We start from the raw sequence: 19,875 nt of genomic DNA, 5'->3' as shown, positions 1-19,875 counted from the left end.
TATGAAACACGTTGACGTCGCCGGTCTGACCATTGGCAATGACCGGCCCCTGACCGTGATTGCAGGGCCGTGCGCCCTTGAGAGCGTCGATCTTGGCCAACAGGTCGCGGGTCGCATGAAGGAGATCTGCGAAGCGGCAGGCGCGCAATACGTCTTCAAGGCCAGCTACGACAAGGCGAACCGCACGTCGCTCACGGGCGGGCGCGGTCTCGGCCTCGATGAAGGGCTCAAGGCCCTGCAGGCGGTCAAGGACGCCATTGGCGTGCCGGTCCTGACGGACGTGCATACCGAAGCGCAATGCGCCCCGGTGGCCGAGGTGGCCGACATCCTGCAAATCCCCGCCTTTCTCTGCCGCCAAACCGATATGCTGCTCGCCGCGGGCAATACCGGCGCCGTTGTGAATGTGAAGAAGGGACAGTTCCTTGCCCCTTGGGAAATGCCCAACATCGTCACCAAAATCGAAAGCACCGGCAACACGCGCATCCTGCTGACCGAACGGGGCACGTCTTTTGGGTACAACACCCTGGTCGCCGATATGCGGTCCCTGCCCCAGATGGCCCAAACAGGCTACCCGGTCGTCATGGATGCCACCCACTCTGTCCAGCAACCCGGGGGTAAGGGCGGCTCATCCGGGGGCCAGCGCGAGTTCGCACCGGTCATGGCACGTGCCGCGGTTGCCATTGGCGTTGGTGCGGTTTTCATTGAAACGCACCCGGATCCAGACACTGCTCCGTCAGATGGGCCAAACATGATCTACCTCGACCAGATGCCCGCACTCATCGACACGCTCATGCAATTTGACGCGCTGGCCAAGGCACGGCCGATGACATTCTGAGACCCGGCATGGTCAAACCGCTGACCACAATCACACCAAACACTTGGGCTTTTCTTCGTGATCCCATGATCGCGCCCACCGGCTTCCGAGAATACGACGCCCGGTGGCAGTATCCGGAACAGATCAACCTGCCAGGCATGACTGCGCTTGGACTAGGCCTTGGTACCCAAATTCATCGGCACCGGATCAGACCCGATATCGTGGTTGCAAACGACTACCGCGACTACTCACTGGCAATCAAAAACGCACTGATCCTCGGACTGATCCAAGCCGGCATACGGGTGCATGATATCGGCACGGCATTGTCGCCCATGGCATATTTCGCGCAATTCCATCTCGACGTTCCCGCAGTCGCCATGATCACTGCATCGCACAATCCCAATGGCTGGACGGGAGTGAAGATGGGTTTTGAACGCCCCCTCACTCACGGACCTGCCGAGATGGCGGAACTGCGGGACATCGTTTTGAACGGCGACGGAGAGCGCCGCGCGGGTGGAGGGTGTGAATATGTCGCCGGAATACGTGACGCCTACCTCGACGACCTCGCCCGCGACTTCAAGATGACGCGCAAGCTCAAGGTGGTTTGTGCCACTGGCAACGGAACCGCCGCTGCGTTCGCCCCGGACCTTCTTCGCAGCATCGGGGTCGACGTGGTCGAACGTCACACAACGCTCGACTACGCTTTTCCGCACTACAACCCCAATCCCGAAGCCATGGAAATGCTCCACGACATGTCGGACAGCGTACGAGCGTCCGGCGCAGACTTGGCACTTGGCTTTGACGGCGATGGGGATCGGTGCGGCGTGGTGGACAATCAGGGGAAAGAGATCTTTGCCGACAAGGTCGGCATCATAATGGCCCGAGACCTGTCCAGGCTGCATCAAAACGCCGTCTTCGTGGCGGACGTCAAATCAACCGGCCTATTCGCGTCGGACCCGGAGCTGCGTGCGAACGGTGTCACCGTGGACTATTGGAAAACCGGACACAGCCACATGAAACGGCGGGTCAGGGAAATTGGCGCACTCGCCGGTTTCGAAAAGTCCGGGCACTACTTTTTTGCCGAACCGGTGGGGCGAGGCTATGACTGCGGAATGCGGGTCGCCGTTGAGATCTGCAAGCTGATGGATCGCAATCCGGACATGAAGATGTCCGACTTGCGCGACGCGCTGCCAAAGACATGGTCGACCCCCACCATGTCTCCTTACGCCGCAGATGCAGACAAGTATGACATTCTGGCGCGCATCGTCGACAAGCTGGCGGCATTGGCCGACGAGGGTGGTAAGATCGCAGGCCGCGCAATAGCAGAATTGATAACGGTGAATGGTGCTCGCGTTATACTCGACAATGGCGGCTGGGGCCTGGTGCGGGCATCTTCGAACACGCCAAACCTCGTCGTCGTATGCGAAAGCCCCGAGAGCGAGGAAGAGCTGCGCGCAATTTTCAACGGTATCGACGCAGTGATCCGAACCGAAGAAGGAGTAGGTGACTACGACCAGACATTCTGATGTGCCTTGCCTGCACGAGCCAGCACGGTCACTGTTTCAATTCGCGATGGCTCACCAGAACGCCGTCTGCATCAGCATAGATCCATATGCCGGGCGAAATGTCAGCACCACCGATCGTGATGGTGCCCCCCACGTTTCCAAGCCCGTCCTTTGCGCTTTTCACCGGAGACGTTCCCAGGGCAAAGACAAGCGTGTTCATCTGCGCAATCTCAACACTGTCACGGATCGCGCCAGCAAGGACGACACCGGTCCAATCATTCTTGATGGCCAACTCTGCAAGCATGTCGCCCATCACGGCGATCCTGGTCGAACCTCCTGCATCAACAACTAGAACGCGCCCTGCCCCCGGCGTTTCCAATTGCGCCCGGATGAACGTGTTGTCCTCAAGGCATTTCACCGTCTGCGCCTGACCAGAAAAACCCGGTTTCATCCCAAATGTACGAAATGGCAGGTGCACCAGCTTGAGATCGGCGGCATATTGATCGATCAGATCAGCGGTCTTCATTGCTCTATATTCTCCCAAACGTGGATTGCAGGATACCTACCTGATCGGACGTCAAAAACCGCATGGGCATCCCCCGTAGCGCAACCAGTAACTTCGCTGTCTCTTCCAATTCTTCTGCTGCACAGACAGCAGAGAACAGGTCGCGTCCCGTTACGACAGGACCGTGATTGGCAAGCAGAACGGCTGCACAGGACCCGTTCAAACCACGAATGAGATCCCCGGCGCCGGGGTCACCCGGTCTCGTATAGGGTATCAACTTAACTGTTCCCACGCGCATCACCACATAAGGCGTGAGCGGCGGCACGCAGTCCTCTTGGTCCGTATCTTGCAGGCATGACAATGCCGTCGCCCACGTAGAGTGAAGATGCACTACGGCTCCCGCGTCAGGACGTGTGTCATAGAAGGCCTGGTGCAGAAAGATTTCCTTGGTCGGCCTTTCGCCGGACACGTGGTGCCCCGACAGGTCAATCTTCGCAATCCGGTCCGGGTGGACGTCACCTAGTGTCGCATTTGTTGGCGTCATGAGGAGTCCGTCCGGCAGCCGTGCGGACACATTCCCGGCGGTTCCAACGGAAAAGCCACGCGCAAACAACGATGCACACAGGGTCGATATCTGCTCCCGCAGCATCGTTTCGTTCGGGTTCATGCCCCTTGCTCCATGGTTTTCAGTGCTTTTGAGAAGAAGTCTGGTGCGCCAAAGTTGCCCGACTTCAAGGCCAAGGCGATCCTGTCTTCTTCGCCAAGCGTAAGCACTGGCACACCCGGGTCAATCTCCGGGCCGATGGTCATGGCGGGTTCGGACAAGGCGCGCGACAGGGCCTGTGCAACGGCTCCTGAGGTTTCGCCACCTGCCACAACGATCCTCCTATAGCCATGAGCGACGAGGCGTGTCGCGGTCTCGGCAAAGAGCGCATCCAACTTCTCCGCCACGGCCTCGCGTCCAAACTGCCTTTGCAGTGCGGCAACCTCTTCCGGTGTCGCCGACGAATAGACCAGCGGCGCACAACCCATGTTTTCTTTGCAAAACGCGACCAGCATGTCAGCGACGACGGCGCCATTCATAACACCGGGTACATCAATGGCGAAAACGGGATGATTGGCGGCGTGCATGTCTATCTGGGTGCGTGTGGCACCGGAACAAGACCCCGCCAAGATGGCTTCGGGCCCAGAAACGCACACAGGCGTTGGGACATGCCCGTCAGCAATCCCCGCACGAATGAAATTGCCGGGCAAACCCAGCGCGATGCCAGAACCGCCCGTGATCAACGGGGCATCCGACAGCGCCTGTCCCAATGTTAACAAATCCTGGTCAGCGATTGCATCTGCAATCACAAAGCGGGTGTCAGCAGTTCGCAGGGCAGCTTGGACCGCCTTTCTACCGCGCAGTACAACCGAATACGGAATATGCCCCACTAGCGAGCGCGTCTGATGCGACAACCATCGCCGCAAATCCGCGTCAGTCATTGGCGTGAGAGGATGGCGTTCCATCCCCGACGCGCTCAGAAGCCTGTCAGCGACAAAGAGATGCCCTTGGTATACGGTGCGCCCGGTTGTCGGAAATGCCGGGCAGAAAACCACCGGATCAGCGCCCAGTGCATCTGCGAGGGCGTCGGCGACAGGTCCGATGTTTCCTTCCTCGGTCGAGTCGAAGGTCGAGCAGTATTTGAACACGATCTGACTACAACCCTGTGCACGCAACCATTCCAAGGCTGCCAAACTGTCTTCCACTGCTTCGTGGATTGGCGCCGTGCGGCTCTTGAAAGAGATCACGCCGGCCTCGATTTCCGCCGGAGCAGACCCCGAAGGAACACCAGAGAACTGCGCGGTCCGAAGACCGCCCTCCGGCGCAAGTCCCTTGGCCAAAGTATTGGCGATATCACTCGCGCCGGTGAAATCATCGGCGATCACCCCGATCAACATGCTTGCTGCCTCGCACCGGCTTCCACACGGCGACGTAGCGCAACGATTGCCGCATCGGGTGCTGTCAGAACAGGAGTGGATCCGACGGCACAAACCATGTCTGCGGCCCCTGACATGGAAAACTGAGCCAACAAAATGACATCCGCGCACCTGATCCCTCGCGCCGTCTCGGCCACGATGCGATCATGTGATGCGTCATCGCCCGCGCGTTTGGCATCCAGCGCGGCTTCGCAGAAATAGCTGCTCAGCCTCGCAGCACTGCCCCGCGTCCGCGCAGCGTCCGCGAATTCAGCTTCCATGGTTTGCCGGGCAGGTTGAAATGTGTAGATCATCGCGACGCGATTGCCGTAAACAAAGGCTGCATCGAACATCGCCTCGTTCGGCTTCAGAACCGGCACCCTGCTGTTTTGGGCCGCCGCATCAATTGCGCAACCGAAGGCCGAACACGTGAACAGAATACCATCTGCTCCCATGCGCTCCGCGTAACTGGTCAGATCGGCAATCCGACCGTGCAGTGCAGGCGACAAACCTGCCGAAGCCTGGCGATCCACCGACAGCCCTTCATCCATGATGGAGACCGCCTCAACCTCGGGCCAATGACGGCGCACGGCGACCTCAATCGGATCGATCGCCACCCGCGTGGCATGGATCAACGCAATCCGCGACATATGCATTACTCCTGAATTTGGGCAGTGGCGCCAACGGGGGATCACCGCCAAGGATCGGATCAACAGATCAGACGATTGATGAGCCTCAGGCCGCGACGGCCTGTTTCGAAATGGCGTCCGCAACCAAACTGCCAAAACTGTCAGTGTTTACAGTTCCTCCAAGATCACGAGTGCGCTTGGCTGGATCATCAATCACGGCATCAACCGCGTCGGTGATGGCACCACCTGCATCCATCAGCTTCTCAATACCACGCTGCTCCCCCAACCAGGTCAACATCATCGCGGCCGACAGGATCAAGGACGTCGGATTTGCAACGTTCTGGCCTGCAATATCGGGTGCAGACCCGTGCTGTGCCTGCGCGCAACAAAGACCCGTTTCTGCATTCGCGTTGATTGAACCGGCCAAACCAAGCGAACCGGACAGTTCGGAGGCGAGATCTGAAAGGATGTCGCCATAGAAATTCGTGGCAACGACCACGTCATACTTCTCCGGTTGACGCACCAACAGTGCAGCAAAGGCATCAACGATCAGTTCTTCGGTTTCGACGTCGGGAAAATCCTTCGATACCTCGCGGAAACACTCGAGAAACAGACCATCCGTCATGAGAAACGAGTTTGCCTTGTGAATGGCGGCCACCCTCCTGCCGCGCTGCATGGCCAGCTTGAATGCCTCGCGACAGATGCGCATGGATCCGTGTCGTGTGATCTTTCGAACGGACAGCGCCATATCGGGATCGGGCATCATCTCTCCCACGCCCTTGAACATGTTGCGATCTGGGTAGAAGCCTTCGGTGGCCTCCCGCATGATCACCAGATCCATACCGTTGGCCTTGTTTTCCAGAAAACTGCGGCTCCGCGCTGGCCTTACGTTGGCATAAAGGTCGAGACCGATCCGAAAACCCGCAGACACATTCCGACCGCCCTCTGCGACTGGGGGATAGTCCATGTGGGATTGGGTACCCAAGATCACGCCGTCAAATTGTGTTCGTGCCCGATCAAGAACCTCTTCTCGAAGGGTGATCCCGTGGTTCTTCAGGCTCGTGAAGCCAGATTCTTCCTCGTGAAAGCTGAGATCAAGATCGAAACGATCATTGGCGACATTCAAGACATCCAGCGTCGCCGCCATGATCTCAGGACCAATGCCGTCACAGGGCAAAACCATTAGTTTCATCACATTATCCTCCCAGTTGGCATCGCCCACATCAGGGCTTTTTTGCGATCTACATATTTAAATTATAAAAAGCAAATTAAAATTCAGTCCCCATCGATCAAAATATCCCTTCAGCACTAAAATCCTCGCACATCTAAGTAATACAACGAGTAAAAACGCCTAGCAGACCCGACCCACACGTCTTCTGTATTTTCAGTTGACAACATGCAATCTTAACTTTTATTGCATCAAAAGTGATAAAAATGCAAATGATCCAGGGAGGAAACCATGATCTTGCGTAGAACCTTTATGGCGGCCGCGACCTGCGCGGCTGCTTCAGCTCTTGCCGGACCCGCGCTCGCGGAGGATTACGGGGCGGAACGGCTGACCTACACAATTGCCTTTGGGCCCGGCGGCGGGAACGACCGGATGTCCCGTACAGTCGTCGACATCTTGCGCGACTATGACCTGTATGCCGGAAACATTGTCGTCGAGAACCGAGAAGGCGGAAGCGGCGCTGTCGGTTTCAGCTATGTGGCACGCAACGCCGGCGATCCGCAGCGCCTGACGTCCACCAGCGGCAACTTCATCGGCACTCCGCTCGTCGCGGATACCGACTGGACCTACGCCGACTTCACTCCGGTGGGCCTGCTTGCCAGCGATGCCATGCTGCTGGTGGTGCGGTCTGATTCAGGTTTGACGTCTGTCGATGCCTTTGTGGAGGCAGCCAATGCCGGTCGGGTCACTATCGCGGGCAGCGGTTCGGCGGGACCTGAGCGCGTCACCGCTGAACTTTTTGCACAAGTTGCCGACATCAACTTCGAGTATGTTCCGATTGGATCCGGCGGGGAACTGGTGACGGCGCTCACCTCCGGCAGCGTTGATGCTGTCGTCGCCAACCCTTCAGAGGTCGCGGGCCAATTGGAAGCAGGAACGCTTGCAGCACTCGCATTCTCAGACACAGAGCGCAGCACAAACAACCCGGACGTGCCAACCTTCATCGAATTGGGTTATGACTTCAGCTTTTCACTGCCACGCGGCGTCGTGATGCCCGGCGGGGTCGATCCTGACGTTCGGGACTGGTGGGTCACGACCCTCAAAAAGGTCATCGAGACGCCGGAATGGCAGGAATATCTGGCCAAGAACGGCATGTCTGGCAATCCGATCTGGGGCGACGAGTTTGCCACCTATCTTGAAGAGACCAGCGCACAATACCGCGCGACCCTGATCGAAATCGGCGCAATCCAGAACTGATCGAAACCGTCACGGGCGACCATGCTCGCCCGTGATACCTGTCTACTCGGAGGGGGAGGTCCGATGAAAAAGTGGTTTGCCGCAGCTTTGCTGCTACTGGCGATTGGCTACACCGTTTACGGCTTGAACACACTCACCCTCGTGACGTCGTCAGGCCGTCCAGCTGCGGGTTTCTTCCCTCTGGTGATTGGAATACTCCTGATCATCTCCAGCGCGATCAACTTTTGGGGTGACTTCCACGAATGGCGGGCCGAGCGACTGTCCGGTCAACGCCCAGTGCATCAAGCAGACCCCGAAGCCGAAGCGAAGGCTGACGCTCTGGGCGTCGACGCGCACGCTATTGATGGAGGTCCGGAGTTCGGGGCCGATGTCGCCATCGTCTTTTGCTACCTCTGTGTCTTTGTTGCGATCATGCCGACACTGGGCGCATTTCTGGCGATGATCTTGTTCATGCTTGCATTCCTGACCACGTTCAACCGCAAGCATATGCTGAGCAACGTCGTCTACAGCATAGCACTGCCCGGGTTTCTGTACGGATTGTTCAAGATCCTGCTGAACGCATCCCTCCCCACCGGCCCGTTAGGCTTCTGATCCGCCACCCTGTTGCGCGAAAGGACGTGCGTCCATGCTTGCTGATATCGTTTCAAATCTCTCTCTCGGCCTGAGCATTGCTGCCTCGCCCGAGGGCTTCATGTTCCTGGTTATTGGCGCCTTCCTCGGGATGATCGTGGGGCTTTTCCCGGGCTTCGGACCAGCGGCGGGGATCGCCGTGTTGATCCCGATGACATTCGGCCTTCAGCCCACGATCGCAATAATCATGCTTGCGGGTATCTACTACGGGTCGATGTATGGTGGGACGATCACCTCCATCCTGATCAATACTCCGGGCGAGTCGGCAACGGTCGCCTCAACCATTGACGGATACCCGCTTGCACAAAAGGGACGCGCCGGACCGGCGCTTGTGATGCAGGCCATTGCGTCCTTCTTCGGCGGCACTGTTGGCGTCATCCTTATCACTGCCCTTGCACCGTCACTCGCAAACTTCGCCGCGTCCTTTGGACCGTCCGAATACTTCCTGATCATCGCTGTCGGTCTGCTGATGCTGACGACAATGATGGGCGACAACAAGTTCAAGGGCTTCATCTCGGCGCTTATCGGTTTTGCCGTCGGAACTGTCGGCGTCGATGTGATGAGTGGTCAGCAACGCTACACGTTCGGGTCGCCCGAACTGATCGGTGGCGTCTACTTCGTTGCGGTGGCCATCGGCCTTTTTGGGATCGGCGAGTTGCTGCACTGCATTTTCAACGGCCAACACCGCGAGGCTCCGAAACGATTGCGTATCAGTTTCCGTGACAAAGCCTTCTGGCCGTCCAGAAAGGACTATTCGGAAAGCCGTTGGACGTTCTGGCGCGGTTCCACCATCGGCTTCATCGCGGGGGTGCTACCCGGCTCCGGCGCCACACTGGGATCGATCATCGGCTACTCGGTTGAAAAGAAAATCGCCAAGGATCCGGAAAAGTTCGGCAAAGGTGAAATGCGCGGGCTCGTCGCACCGGAAGCGGCCAACAACGCAGCTTCTGCAGGTGCAATGGTGCCGCTCTTGTCCCTTGGCATCCCCGGCTCCGGCGCGACGGCCGTTCTGCTTGGTGCGTTTTTGATGTGGGGACTGCAGCCGGGGCCTTTGCTGATCGTGAACGATCCCGGCTTTGTTTGGGGTCTGATCGCCAGCATGTACCTGGGCAATATGATCCTTATCGCGATGAGCATTTTTGCGATCCCGCTGTTCGTCAAATTCCTCGACATTCCATATGTCAACGTGGTGCCAGTCATCGTCTTGCTGTGCGTCATCGGCGCCTTTGCGATCAATGCGAGCATCATTGAAACGTGGATACTGGTTGGCAGTGGCCTGGTCGGTTTTGCCATGAAGAAGTATGGCTACTCCCCTGCCGCAACAGTGCTTGCTCTCGTACTGGGCTCCATGGCCGAAGAGACGTTCCTGCAGACCTACATCATCTCTCGAGGCACGATGAGCCTGTTCTGGGAGCGCCCGGTCTCGCTGGTCCTGTCAATCATCCTGTGCGCGGTGATACTTGTGCCATTTTCCGTCGGTCTGCTTGCTCGGACCCGACGCATCAGGAAGACGACCGAAAGCTGATAGATCCGTGCCAAGGACGCGTATTGCATCTAAATGCTTGAATATGCCGAAAAAGGCTTAAAGTTTTGCACTCCGGGTGCAATCTTGATCTTGGCGGGCGCAAGGCCGCCCATCGAGTGATAGGTAGAGAAGGCACCTCAACATGCGCACAAGTGATCTGGCCCAACGGATCTCGAAACGCCTGCTGCAGGACATAGCGGCCGGCAGCATTTCAGCGGGGCAGCACCTTGGCGCGCAGCAATTGGCGGATCGCTATGGCGTGTCCCGTACTCCGATCCGCGAAGCAATGGGGCTTCTGGAGGAAGGTGGCTTCCTGATCCGACAGGAGAACCGCGGCTTTTTCGTTGCGGAAACGGATGCTGAAGCGATGAGTGAAGCGCTCGATGCCCAGCCGGACTCGGCCGAAGATGATTATCACCGCCTGGCCGAAGACTGGCTGATCAACCATCTGCCGGAAGAAGTCACCGAGCATTTCTTGCGTCAGCACTACGGCTGGACCAAGGCGAGGCTCAGCGAGGTACTCGTGCGCGCTGCCCGTGAGGGATGGGTCGAACGGAAAGAAGGATACGGCTGGCGTTTCCTGCCGGTCGCAAACACGCCAGAAGCATTCGACGAAATTTACCGCTTCCGTATGGCGATTGAGCCAGCCGCCATGCTGGAACCATCCTTCGAACTGGACCGCGGAATCCTGACCGAACAACGGCGCATCCAAGAAGGGATGCTGGACATGGACTTCAACACCGTACCGGCCGAATCCTTGCTCGCAAACGGGGCGATCTTTCACGAAGAGCTGATCAAGCTGTCCGGGAATCCATTCTTTCTCATGGCCCTGCAAAGGGTGAACCGGATGCGGCGCCTCATGGAATATAGAGCCGAGGTGAACCATGACCGACTTGTGGAACAGTGCACGGAGCACCTTGAGATTCTTGACCTGGTCGAAGCGGGGGAAAACCTAGATGCGTCGCACAAGATGCGAAAACATCTGAGCGGCGCGCTCAAACGCAAATCGCCCTTGGCATCAAACTGGGCCGCTGATGCCAAAAAGTCCAGAGTTTAGCTGATTGCACCTGCAGGTCCGCTTGACGCCTTCGTTTCAGCAATCCGAACCCAAGACGTCCAACAATTCGCTCAAGTGCGCATAGCTTTGGTTTGAAAGCCTGGGCCTCAGTCGAACAAGCTCCGCAAACCTTTCTTCACCTCGTCCTCCAGCTTCTGCTTGGCTGCATCTTCCAGGTTCTGACCTTCGTCTGTCACGCCCAATTCCTTGGTTACCTTTTCTCGCACCCGCTGCTCGGCCTTCGCCTTTAGCGCCTCCTTCTCTGCTTCCAGCTTCTCATCCAATCGCAGGTCAATCGCAGCATCCAGGTCTGGCAGGATTTTCGGGTCAGACCAGGGTCCACGAATGCGGACCGGGATCGCCAGGTCGGGGCCATCATCCCCCTTGATCGCGGTCGGTGTGAACAGATAGTCGATGTCCTGCGCTCCCAGCCCGATGCGGCCGTTCCCGCGGGCTTCGAAACTGCGCAGCACCACCAGAAGGTCATCATTGAAAAGGTTGCCACCTTCCATGCGGTAACTTGCGCTCATCGCATCGAAGACAGTCGTGCGACCATTGCCTCGCCCGAACTTGAGCAGACCATCCAGGTCAATCCCTTCTATGGTGCCTTGCGCCACTGCAAAAGAACCATTGCCCGACAGTGACTTCATGATGGCGTCGACACTCTGACCGACACCAAGGAATTTGAGGTCCATGTTGGCCTTGCCTGTCAGCATCTGCAGGTCTGCTGCATCGCGCAGGAAGGGCTGAAGAGACAGCCCCTGCATATTCATGTTGCCCCCAACACTCAGACCCGAGCGATTGTTGACGACAAATTGGCCAACAAGCGTCCCGCCATAGGCGGCTACTTCGCGCAGTTCAAATACCATCCTGCTGTTGTCATTGCGCAAAAGCGTCCGGGTCTGGCCCAGCTTGAACTGGCCAAGGTCGATGGAAGACGCGGTGAGGGCAATCTCTCCGTTGAACGCAGCGAGGCCGCTTGCATCAATCGTCTCTTTCGGCCAACCGTTACCGGCCGGAGCCGGTGTTGCGCCCCCCGCACCTGTCGCAGCGCCGCCCGAAGGTGCAGCTCCGGTGGCGCTGCGCAAATCAAGCGCACCGGCGTTGAACTGCGCGTTCACGACGGGTGTTCCGTTCAGACTGATATCCGCCGCTCCGCTCAATGCGTTCCCACCAAGATCCGCGCGCAACTCGCGCAATGACAGACGGCGGTCAGCGGTGAGCGTCAACTGCGTCGACATATCGACAGCCTGCCCCAGCTTAGGTGGCAGGCCAGGAGCGGGCAGACCAAGGGCCGACATGAATGCGTCGGTGTTCGGCAAGTTCAACATGAGAGCACCGGCGACATCTCCCGTGGTGCTCGCGCGGCCATCTAACGTGACACGCCCGCCGCCCGCGTCGACCGTGACGTTGATCGGCTGTACCTGACCTGTAATGAAACCGGCAAACCCACCTATTGAGGCATCGATCTCCACCTCTGTCCCTGCGGGGCGGAGCGTTGCCTCTATCGTTGCAGGACCCAAGCGCTCGGGCCAGTCGAGGCTCAGATCTACCCCGGAGTAAGAGACGAGATCCGATCCTTCGGCGTCGTAGATCAGCGTTGCATCCGTAACCTCAACCTTCTGGATAGACAGCGCCTGTGATGTACTGGCGGCCGCTGGTGCAGGCGTTTCGGCCTCGATCTGCGCTTCGCCGCTTGCATCGGTGAAAACCCAGCTTGCCCGGCCATCTGCGCGGCTTTCCAAGCGGATCGTGGGTCGCGTTGCCTCGACATTGGTGATCCGGATTTCGCGGTCGCGGATATAGGCCATCAAATCCACGCCGATGGCGGCATTCTCGGCCGTCAACATTGGCCCTTGTTCCGACCACTCCGCGTTGCCCACCTCAAGCGCGTCGGCCCGCACACCCAACACCGGCCAAAGGGTCATGGACACACCGGTGATTGTCACATCGCGGCCCGTCGCCTTGCGAATCTGATCCGCGGCGATAGCGCCGATGCGGTCGGCGGGCAACAGGAACAGCGAGCCCACCGCAACGATCACAAGGACGAGGACGAACCCGATCAGGCGGATGATCCATTTCATTTTGACTGCTCCCGTTCTGATGACGTGTTGGTGTCAGCCTAACGCAGCGTGTCATCCCATCCCAACCCTTTTCCCGCCCTCCTACTTCACATATGAGGCGAAGCATGAGCCAGAACCCGCCCGACCTGCGCCCCGATCTCGCCCCCAAAGCCTCGCTGGACGGCACCCGCCGTCCGGGCCAGCCGACTATCGGCATGGTATCCCTCGGCTGCCCCAAAGCGCTGGTCGACAGCGAACGCATCCTGACCCGGTTGCGCGCCGAAGGTTACGGGGTATCTCCGGATTACGCTGGCGCCGACGCGGTGATCGTGAACACATGTGGGTTTCTGGACAGCGCCAAGGCCGAAAGCCTTGAGGCGATTGGCGAGGCGTTGGACGAAAATGGCCGGGTGATTGTCACGGGCTGCCTGGGGGCGGAACCGGAATACATCACCGGTGCGCATCCCAAGGTGCTGGCGGTGACCGGGCCGCATCAATACGAGCAGGTGCTGGATGCGGTACATGCCGCGGTGCCCCCGGACCCGGACCCGTTTGTCGACCTGCTGCCTGCCAGCGGCGTCAGCCTGACGCCCCGGCATTTCAGTTACCTCAAGATTTCAGAGGGCTGCAATCACAAGTGCAAGTTCTGCATCATCCCGGATATGCGCGGGCGGCTTGTGTCGCGTCCGGCCCACGCGGTCGTGCGCGAGGCCGAAAAGCTGGTTGAGGCAGGCGTCAAAGAGCTTTTGGTGATTTCTCAGGACACCTCGGCCTATGGCGTGGACATCAAACATGCCGAAGACCGCGGGCACCGGGCGCACATCACTGACCTCGCGCGCGATCTTGGGTCATTGGGGGCTTGGACAAGGCTGCACTATGTCTACCCTTATCCACATGTGCGGGAGCTTATTCCGTTGATGGCGGAGGGACTGGTCTTGCCCTATCTCGACATTCCCTTCCAACATGCCCACACCGACACGCTGCGCCGCATGGCGCGGCCCGCCGCGGCAGAACGGACGCTGGACCGGATCGCGGAATGGCGGTCGATCTGCCCGGAGATCACGCTGCGATCGACCTTTATCGTTGGATACCCCGGCGAGACGGAGGACGAGTTCCAGACCCTGCTCGACTGGATGGACGAGGCGCAGCTGGATCGGGTTGGGTGCTTCCAATACGAGAATGTGGATGGCGCGCGGTCAAATGCGCTGCCCGATCACGTGGCGCCCGAGATCAAACAGGAGCGATGGGAGCGGTTCATGGAGAAAGCGGCCGCTATTTCCGAGGCGAAGCTGGCCGCCAAGGTGGGTCAGCGGATAGACGTGATCGTAGACGAGGTCGATGACGAGGCAGCAACCTGCCGAACCAAAGCGGATGCGCCGGAAATCGATGGCAATCTGTTCATTGATGAAGGGTTTGAAGCGTTGACCCCCGGTGACATCGTCACAGTCGAGGTGGACGAGGCGAGCGATTACGACTTGTGGGGCAAGCTGGTGCAAGGCGGAGCAGGAGCCGCCTGACTGTCTGCACCTACTCATACTTTACAATGACTTGGCACGCTTAGGGCGCACCTGATTGTGCGCCATGGTTGCAATTTGACTCAAATGTTCTATATTTGTTCTCCGCGATAGGAGAACAGCCATGTCGATCCATCCCACGCTTCCCGGTTTGTTCGAACCGGTGCAGACCGCCCTGCCCCTCGATACGCAACCTGCGACCGAGAAGCAGATTGCCTACGCACGCACGTTGGCGATGAAAACCGGGCGTGACGTGCCCACGGCGCTGTTTGCTGATAAGGCCGGACTGTCGGCGTGGATTGATCAGGCGAAGACAAAAGGCCCCGGGGGCCGATTTGCCGCCTATCCCAGTGCCAAACAGGTGCAGTTTGCAGAACGTATTGCGCGCCTGAAGCGTCGCCAGATTCCAGCAGAGTGTTTCAAGGACAAGGTGATGATGTCCCGCTGGATTGATGGAAACAAACCGCGCTGAGATGCGGCGGTTTGTCCGTGGGCACCGGGCTTTGTCCCCTTATCTTTAGGGTATGACTGAAGACACCCGCGTTCTGTACAATGCCGACTGCCCGATCTGCAATTTCGAGATCAGCCACTATGCCAAGTATAGCGGCGATCGCGCGCTGCCCATTCGTTTTGAGGACTTGAACCGGGCCGAGATGGCCGATTGGGGGTTGAGCCGGGACGAGGCCGCGCGGCGGCTGTATGTCCTGAAGGACGGGCAGATGTATTCCGGCATCCCCGCCTTCATCGTGTTATGGCAGGATATGCCGCGCTATCGCTGGCTGGCGCGCATCGTGGCGCTGCCGGGGCTGCATTGGCTGGCGTCCAAGACCTATGATCACGTGCTTGCACCGTCCATCTATCGCTGGCACCTGCGCCGCCAAAGGGCAGTTACGTCAACCTCTTCGTGAGGATTTGTGCGTAGACTGACGGCGTACCGGCCGTCAGGGTGTGTCCATGCCTTATCCGTATTCTGTTCGTGAAACCCTTGCCGATGCGTCGGTGCATATGCTGGGCCTGGGCGCCGGGGTCACCGGTGCCGCCATGCTGATCGTGCATGTGGCGCAGACGCAAGGCGCCGCGCAGATCGCTGCGACCAGTGTTTATGCGGCACTTGCCGTGTTTGCATTGCTGGCTTCGGCGCTCTATCACCTGCTGCCGTGGGAGGCGTCACGCCCCGTCTTTCACCGGATTGATCACGCGGCGATTTACCTCAAGATTGCGGGCACTTACACGCCACTGGTGGTGCTGATCGGCTCCGCCTTTGCTTATGTGGTGTTGGCAGCCGTCTGGGTTGTTGCGCTGATCGGCGCTGTGGCGAAGTTGAGCTTTTGGGCAACGGATGCGCGGGGATCGCTGGCGCTGTACCTGGCGATGGGCTGGGCGAGCGTGTTGCTGATCTGGCCGATGTGGCAGGCATTGCCTGGTGCGTCCACCGCGCTGATCGTTGCGGGCGGGGGCCTCTATTCCCTCGGCACAGTTTTTTATGCGGCCAAGGCGCTGCGGTTCCAGAATGCCATCTGGCACAGTTTCGTGCTGGCCGCGTCGGCCTGTTTCTTTGCTGCGGTGGCGTTGGGCGTGTCAGTTTGAGCGTTTGGCCAGGTCGGCAAACACATCGGCGTTGCGGCAGTAGCCGGGGGTTTCCGAAACGGTCCCCTGCTGCGTCCGGAGCCACTTTTCACAGGCATCGGGCTTGGTGCAGCCCACGCAGTTCAGGACAATATCCGAAATGTCGGAGGGCGTGAGATGGGCGCGCAAGGCGGCTTCTTCGAGGTCGACCCCGCGGGCGGTGGCCATGCGGTCGACAAGATCGGCGTGGGTCTTGAGGCGGGCATCGGTCATTTGGGTCGTCCTTTCGAGTGAGTAAGGATGACGTGACTGTGCCGGACCGGGCCGCTGCCCAACATTGATCCAGGTCAAATCTGGTCGAGATAGGCGCGCACGCAGGTCTGGACGTGGCGAAAACGGTCCCCGCCCAGGTGTTTGCCGCCATACCAACGGGTCACGATGACCAGGTGGTCGGATAACCCTTCGCGTTCGAGCATCCGCAGGATGACCATGCCCGCGCCGGCCTCACCATCGTCGCCCTTGATCGCGCCGCCCTGCGACAGCACCGCGCCCCAGGTGTTGTGAGTGGCCTTGGCATAGGCGCGGTCCCGCTTGAGCGTTTTGAGGGCAGCGTCGATCTGGGCACGCAATGTGACCGCACAACCCGAGACGGCGTATTTCGAGCCGCGGTCCGACAGAATGTGGCCCAACCGGTTCAAGGTCGGGTTTCCCAGACCCGACAGACGGGGCCGCATGTGCTAGATCTCGTCCATTGATTTAAAGCAAATGCATTCACTCTGGGGTATTTCCCATGACCTATTCATTTCTGGACACGCTGCACTTGTACGAGCTCATCGGTATGCTGGGCTTCGGCCTATATGTGACCAATTACGGTCTGCTGACCACCCGGTGCCTGAGCGGGGATTGCCTGACTTACTTCAGCATCAATCTGCTGGCAGCAAGCTGCGTGCTGATGGGGCTGATGTCGAGCTTCAACCTGGCCTCGGCCCTCATCCAGATCTTCTGGGTCGCCATGTCCATCGTCGGGATTGTCGTGCGGCTGCGGGGCCGCGCGGACCGGAACGTGGCCTAAAGCCCCGCTGCCGTCCGCCGCACGATTTCAAGCCGTTGCGCATTGGGCGGGTGGGTGCCAAGGAAGCGGTCGCCTGGATCAGGGATACGGTTGAAGAACTGGGATCCACGTACAGGATCATACCCCGCCCGCGCGGTCAGAATGGTGCCCAGCGCATCCGCCTCGAGCTCAAAATCCTTGGAATAGGTGCGCGCACCGACCTGAGCGCCGATCCGCTGCGCCGCCTGCGGATCACCACCGATGGCAGAGGCCAGACCGCCGAAAATCACAGCCCCGGCAGCCGCATTCTCGCGCTGGCGGGCAATATGGCCGCGCACATGGTGAGCGGCCTCGTGACCCATCACAAAGGCCAGTTCGTCCGCATTGCGCGCGTCGTCAATCAAGGCTTGGGTAAACACGATAATCGGTCGCCCCTCGTCATCAAGGGTTTGGAACGCATTCGACGGCGCGCCAGCCCGGTCATCCACGAGGATCTTGAAATCGCAGTTCACGTTGCGGTTTCGCGCGCGGCACTCACGCTCGGCCACCGGCTCAACCCTTTGAACAACCTGCGCAAAGGCGCGGGCCGATTGCTGGCGGGTCCGCAATTCATCAGGAACGTCGGCGGGCACGACCGTTGCGGTGGGCGCAGACGTATCCGTTGGCGCAGACGTGACAGCAACATCATCACAGGCAGCTACAAAGGCCAGAGCCGTCAGCGCGGCCAAGAGGCGAGAAATCAAATCATCGTCCTTTCCATGTCACGACGCACCAGACTGTATCATGCGCAAGGGCAGCTTCCAGCCCTGTTCACGCAGCCGTGTGCTCTATGCAACGGTTGGCGTATGGAATAAGTTTCCAGCATGTTTACAATCGAGCATGAATTCGACGCCTCGGTGATCGCGCTTGTGGACGATGGCGCGGCCCCCTTGCAGGAAGACGTGGTCATAAACGCCTTTGCCGAGGTGATCACGGTCGAGCAGTACGACCCCCGCAGCGACAGCGTGGTCAAGATCACATTGTCGCCGGAACAGGCCCGTGATCTGGCCGCGGCCCTGGACCTGCCCGAAGGTGTTTACCAGTTGCGCAAAGAGCCAAAGTAAAAGGGTCTGGACCCTTGACCTGTCTCTGCTAGCCTGCCCGAACGTCAGGGGAGGACAGCAATGGCAACCGGAACAAACGTGCGCACCTATTATGAGGGTGCATGGCACGATGCCGATGTGGCCGTCATGCGGGCCGCGGATCACGGCAGTTGGCTGGGCACGACCGTGTTCGATGGTGCCCGTTATGTGAACGGATTGGCGCCCGATCTTGAGGCGCATTGCGCCCGCGTGAACCGGTCCGCCGAGGCGTTGATGATCACCCCGACGGTCAGCACCGGGGAGATGGTGGCGATGGTTCGTGAGGGGCTGGCAGCCTATGGCCCCGATCAGGCGGTGTATATCCGGCCGATGTACTGGGCGCTGGATGGCGGTGAATTGGGGATCGTGCCAAAGGAGGGTGCGACCGGCTTTGCCATCAGCCTTGAAGAGATCCCGATGGCCCCGGAAAGTGCCTCGACCACGCTGGCGCGCACGCGGTTTCGTCGTCCGGTGCTGGAAGACAACGTGGTCAACGCAAAGGCCGGGTGCCTGTATCCCAACAACGCCCGAATGCTGGCCGAGGTGCGCGCCCGCGGCTTCGGCAATGCGCTCGTGGCTGACGCGATGGGCAATGTGGCGGAAACTGCGACCGCGAACGTGTTCATGGTCAAGGACGGTGTTGCATTCACGCCCATCCCCAACGGCACGTTTCTGGCCGGGATCACCCGCGCACGGCATATGGAAAACATGCGCGCCGACGGGATCGAAGTGGTGGAAAAGGTGCTGTCCTTTGCCGACTTCGAAGACGCGGACGAGGTATTCATGTCGGGCAACATGATGAAGGTCACGCCGGTGTCAGCCTTTGAGGACACATCGTATCAGGTGGGCCCGATCACCCGGCGGGTGCGCGAGATGTATTGGGATTGGGCGGCCAGCAATGGTTAAGCCCGTCGAATTCTGGTTCGAATTTGCCAGCACATACAGCTATTTGGCCGCTGCCCGTGTTGAAGACGCCTGTGCCGAGGCCGGTGTTCCACTGGTCTGGCGGTCATTCCTGCTGGGTCCCGTCTTTGGCGCGCAGGGCATGACCGACTCGCCCTTCAACATGTTTCCGGTGAAGGGGGCGTATATGTGGGTCGACATGGCGCGCTGTTGCGCCGATCTGGGCTTGCCCTTTGTCAAACCGTCGTCTTTTCCTAGGGGCAGTTTGCTGGCGGCGCGGATTGCAGCCGCGCATTGCGACGCTCCGTGGGTCGGGACCTTTGTTCGTGCCGTGTATCACGCCAACTTCGCCGATGACCGAAACATAGCGGACGATGGTGTGATCGCAGATATCCTCGGCGAGATCGGGCAGGACCGTGCGGCAGTTCTGGCCGCCGCCACCGCGACTGAGGGCAAGGCGAGACTGCGCGCCGCAACAGAAGAGGCGATGGAACGCGGCCTGTTTGGCGCGCCCAGTTTCATCGTGGACGGCGCGGTTTTCTGGGGCAACGACCGGCTGGAACAGGCGTTGCGCCATGCGCGGACGGCTTGACATGGTCGGGATTGCG

Annotated in this window: 23 protein-coding genes; 14 read left to right on the top strand and 9 right to left on the bottom strand. The window is 59.4% G+C overall.

The genetic code is table 11. The annotated features are described in order from the left end of the window. The first annotated feature begins 1 nt into the window (after position 1). Both kdsA and KUV51_RS12950 read left to right on the top strand, forming a co-directional pair. A complete protein-coding gene (gene kdsA, locus KUV51_RS12955; protein ID WP_222522067.1) occupies positions 2-835 on the top strand; it encodes a 3-deoxy-8-phosphooctulonate synthase in 834 nt (277 codons plus the stop codon). A gap of 8 nt (positions 836-843) precedes the next feature. After that, on the top strand, positions 844-2,340 hold the full coding sequence (locus KUV51_RS12950) for a phosphomannomutase/phosphoglucomutase (protein ID WP_222522066.1): 1,497 nt from the start codon (positions 844-846) through the stop codon (positions 2,338-2,340). A 28-nt stretch (positions 2,341-2,368) separates the two neighbouring features. Here KUV51_RS12950 and rraA read toward each other — a convergent pair whose 3' ends face one another. From rraA to KUV51_RS12925, 5 genes are all read right to left on the bottom strand, one after another. Further along, on the bottom strand, positions 2,369-2,845 hold the full coding sequence (gene rraA, locus KUV51_RS12945; protein WP_222522065.1) for a ribonuclease E activity regulator RraA: 477 nt from the start codon (positions 2,843-2,845) through the stop codon (positions 2,369-2,371). 4 nt (positions 2,846-2,849) lie between these two features. Next, positions 2,850-3,491, bottom strand: coding sequence for a 3-oxo-tetronate 4-phosphate decarboxylase (gene otnC / locus KUV51_RS12940; RefSeq protein WP_222522064.1), 642 nt, complete (start codon positions 3,489-3,491; stop codon positions 2,850-2,852). Further along, positions 3,488-4,765 (bottom strand): 3-oxo-tetronate kinase, encoded by a 1,278-nt coding sequence (gene otnK / locus KUV51_RS12935; RefSeq protein ID WP_222522063.1) that lies wholly within the window; start codon positions 4,763-4,765, stop codon positions 3,488-3,490. Before otnK ends, otnC begins: the two co-directional genes overlap by 4 nt. Continuing rightward, entirely contained in the window at positions 4,759-5,433 is a 675-nt protein-coding gene (locus tag KUV51_RS12930) for an aspartate/glutamate racemase family protein (protein ID WP_222522062.1), read from the bottom strand. The genes otnK and KUV51_RS12930 overlap by 7 nt, the downstream gene beginning before the upstream one ends. An 85-nt stretch (positions 5,434-5,518) precedes the next feature. Continuing rightward, positions 5,519-6,604: an isocitrate/isopropylmalate dehydrogenase family protein gene (locus tag KUV51_RS12925; protein ID WP_222522061.1), complete on the bottom strand. Its 1,086-nt coding sequence runs from the start codon at positions 6,602-6,604 to the stop codon at positions 5,519-5,521. A 267-nt stretch (positions 6,605-6,871) separates the two neighbouring features. On the opposite strand from KUV51_RS12925, the gene KUV51_RS12920 reads away from it, so the two are divergent. The 4 genes from KUV51_RS12920 to KUV51_RS12905 all read left to right on the top strand — a co-directional run bounded on the left by KUV51_RS12920 (position 6,872) and on the right by KUV51_RS12905 (position 11,049). After that, positions 6,872-7,837, top strand: coding sequence for a Bug family tripartite tricarboxylate transporter substrate binding protein (locus KUV51_RS12920; protein WP_222522060.1), 966 nt, complete (start codon positions 6,872-6,874; stop codon positions 7,835-7,837). Between the two features lie 63 nt (positions 7,838-7,900). Continuing rightward, positions 7,901-8,428 carry a tripartite tricarboxylate transporter TctB family protein gene (locus KUV51_RS12915; protein ID WP_222522059.1) on the top strand — a complete coding sequence of 176 codons (528 nt, stop codon included), beginning with the start codon at positions 7,901-7,903 and terminating at the stop codon, positions 8,426-8,428. Between the two features lie 34 nt (positions 8,429-8,462). Beyond that, positions 8,463-9,992, top strand: a complete 1,530-nt coding sequence (locus KUV51_RS12910; RefSeq protein WP_222522058.1) for a tripartite tricarboxylate transporter permease — start codon at positions 8,463-8,465, stop codon at positions 9,990-9,992. 142 nt (positions 9,993-10,134) lie between these two features. Continuing rightward, positions 10,135-11,049, top strand: a complete 915-nt coding sequence (locus tag KUV51_RS12905) for a GntR family transcriptional regulator (protein ID WP_222522057.1) — start codon at positions 10,135-10,137, stop codon at positions 11,047-11,049. A 107-nt stretch (positions 11,050-11,156) separates the two neighbouring features. Here the strand turns inward: KUV51_RS12905 and KUV51_RS12900 are convergent, their stop codons facing one another. Then, positions 11,157-13,133 (bottom strand): AsmA family protein, encoded by a 1,977-nt coding sequence (locus tag KUV51_RS12900; RefSeq protein ID WP_222522056.1) that lies wholly within the window; start codon positions 13,131-13,133, stop codon positions 11,157-11,159. A 104-nt stretch (positions 13,134-13,237) separates the two neighbouring features. Between KUV51_RS12900 and rimO the strand changes: the two genes are divergently transcribed. The 4 genes from rimO (at position 13,238) to trhA (ending at position 16,213) form a co-directional block, all read left to right on the top strand. Further along, on the top strand, positions 13,238-14,629 hold the full coding sequence (rimO, locus tag KUV51_RS12895) for a 30S ribosomal protein S12 methylthiotransferase RimO (RefSeq protein ID WP_222522055.1): 1,392 nt from the start codon (positions 13,238-13,240) through the stop codon (positions 14,627-14,629). Between the two features lie 121 nt (positions 14,630-14,750). Beyond that, a complete protein-coding gene (locus KUV51_RS12890; RefSeq protein WP_261385841.1) occupies positions 14,751-15,098 on the top strand; it encodes a hypothetical protein in 348 nt (115 codons plus the stop codon). A 52-nt stretch (positions 15,099-15,150) separates the two neighbouring features. Beyond that, on the top strand, positions 15,151-15,534 hold the full coding sequence (locus tag KUV51_RS12885) for a thiol-disulfide oxidoreductase DCC family protein (protein ID WP_222522054.1): 384 nt from the start codon (positions 15,151-15,153) through the stop codon (positions 15,532-15,534). A 46-nt stretch (positions 15,535-15,580) separates the two neighbouring features. Then, positions 15,581-16,213, top strand: a complete 633-nt coding sequence (gene trhA, locus KUV51_RS12880) for a PAQR family membrane homeostasis protein TrhA (RefSeq protein WP_222522053.1) — start codon at positions 15,581-15,583, stop codon at positions 16,211-16,213. On the opposite strand, the gene KUV51_RS12875 is transcribed toward trhA, so the two are convergent. Then, a complete protein-coding gene (locus KUV51_RS12875; protein ID WP_222522052.1) occupies positions 16,205-16,465 on the bottom strand; it encodes a DUF6455 family protein in 261 nt (86 codons plus the stop codon). The two genes, trhA and KUV51_RS12875, sit on opposite strands and share 9 nt — an antisense overlap. A 74-nt stretch (positions 16,466-16,539) precedes the next feature. Further along, positions 16,540-16,926, bottom strand: a complete 387-nt coding sequence (locus KUV51_RS12870; protein WP_222522051.1) for a YigZ family protein — start codon at positions 16,924-16,926, stop codon at positions 16,540-16,542. Between the two features lie 56 nt (positions 16,927-16,982). Here KUV51_RS12870 and KUV51_RS12865 point away from each other — a divergent pair, with 56 nt between their 5' ends. Continuing rightward, positions 16,983-17,264 (top strand): CBU_0592 family membrane protein, encoded by a 282-nt coding sequence (locus KUV51_RS12865; protein WP_222522050.1) that lies wholly within the window; start codon positions 16,983-16,985, stop codon positions 17,262-17,264. On the opposite strand, the gene KUV51_RS12860 is transcribed toward KUV51_RS12865, so the two are convergent. Continuing rightward, positions 17,261-17,986: a M48 family metallopeptidase gene (locus KUV51_RS12860; protein ID WP_261385840.1), complete on the bottom strand. Its 726-nt coding sequence runs from the start codon at positions 17,984-17,986 to the stop codon at positions 17,261-17,263. The genes KUV51_RS12865 and KUV51_RS12860 overlap by 4 nt on opposite strands. A 120-nt stretch (positions 17,987-18,106) precedes the next feature. On the opposite strand from KUV51_RS12860, the gene KUV51_RS12855 reads away from it, so the two are divergent. The 3 genes from KUV51_RS12855 to KUV51_RS12845 are packed head-to-tail and all read left to right on the top strand — an operon-like array spanning position 18,107 to position 19,859. Beyond that, positions 18,107-18,346 carry a hypothetical protein gene (locus KUV51_RS12855; protein ID WP_222522049.1) on the top strand — a complete coding sequence of 80 codons (240 nt, stop codon included), beginning with the start codon at positions 18,107-18,109 and terminating at the stop codon, positions 18,344-18,346. Positions 18,347-18,406: 60 nt separating this feature from the next. Continuing rightward, a complete protein-coding gene (locus KUV51_RS12850; protein ID WP_222522048.1) occupies positions 18,407-19,270 on the top strand; it encodes a branched-chain amino acid aminotransferase in 864 nt (287 codons plus the stop codon). Further along, on the top strand, positions 19,263-19,859 hold the full coding sequence (locus tag KUV51_RS12845; protein WP_222522047.1) for a 2-hydroxychromene-2-carboxylate isomerase: 597 nt from the start codon (positions 19,263-19,265) through the stop codon (positions 19,857-19,859). Before KUV51_RS12850 ends, KUV51_RS12845 begins: the two co-directional genes overlap by 8 nt. Positions 19,860-19,875 lie beyond the last annotated feature (16 nt).

It is taken from the genome of Tateyamaria omphalii, assembly GCF_019802125.1.
GTDB classification, from domain to species: domain Bacteria; phylum Pseudomonadota; class Alphaproteobacteria; order Rhodobacterales; family Rhodobacteraceae; genus Tateyamaria; species Tateyamaria omphalii_B.
Note: the sequence above shows the minus strand (reverse complement) of the source record. Positions and strands in the feature narration are given on the sequence as shown.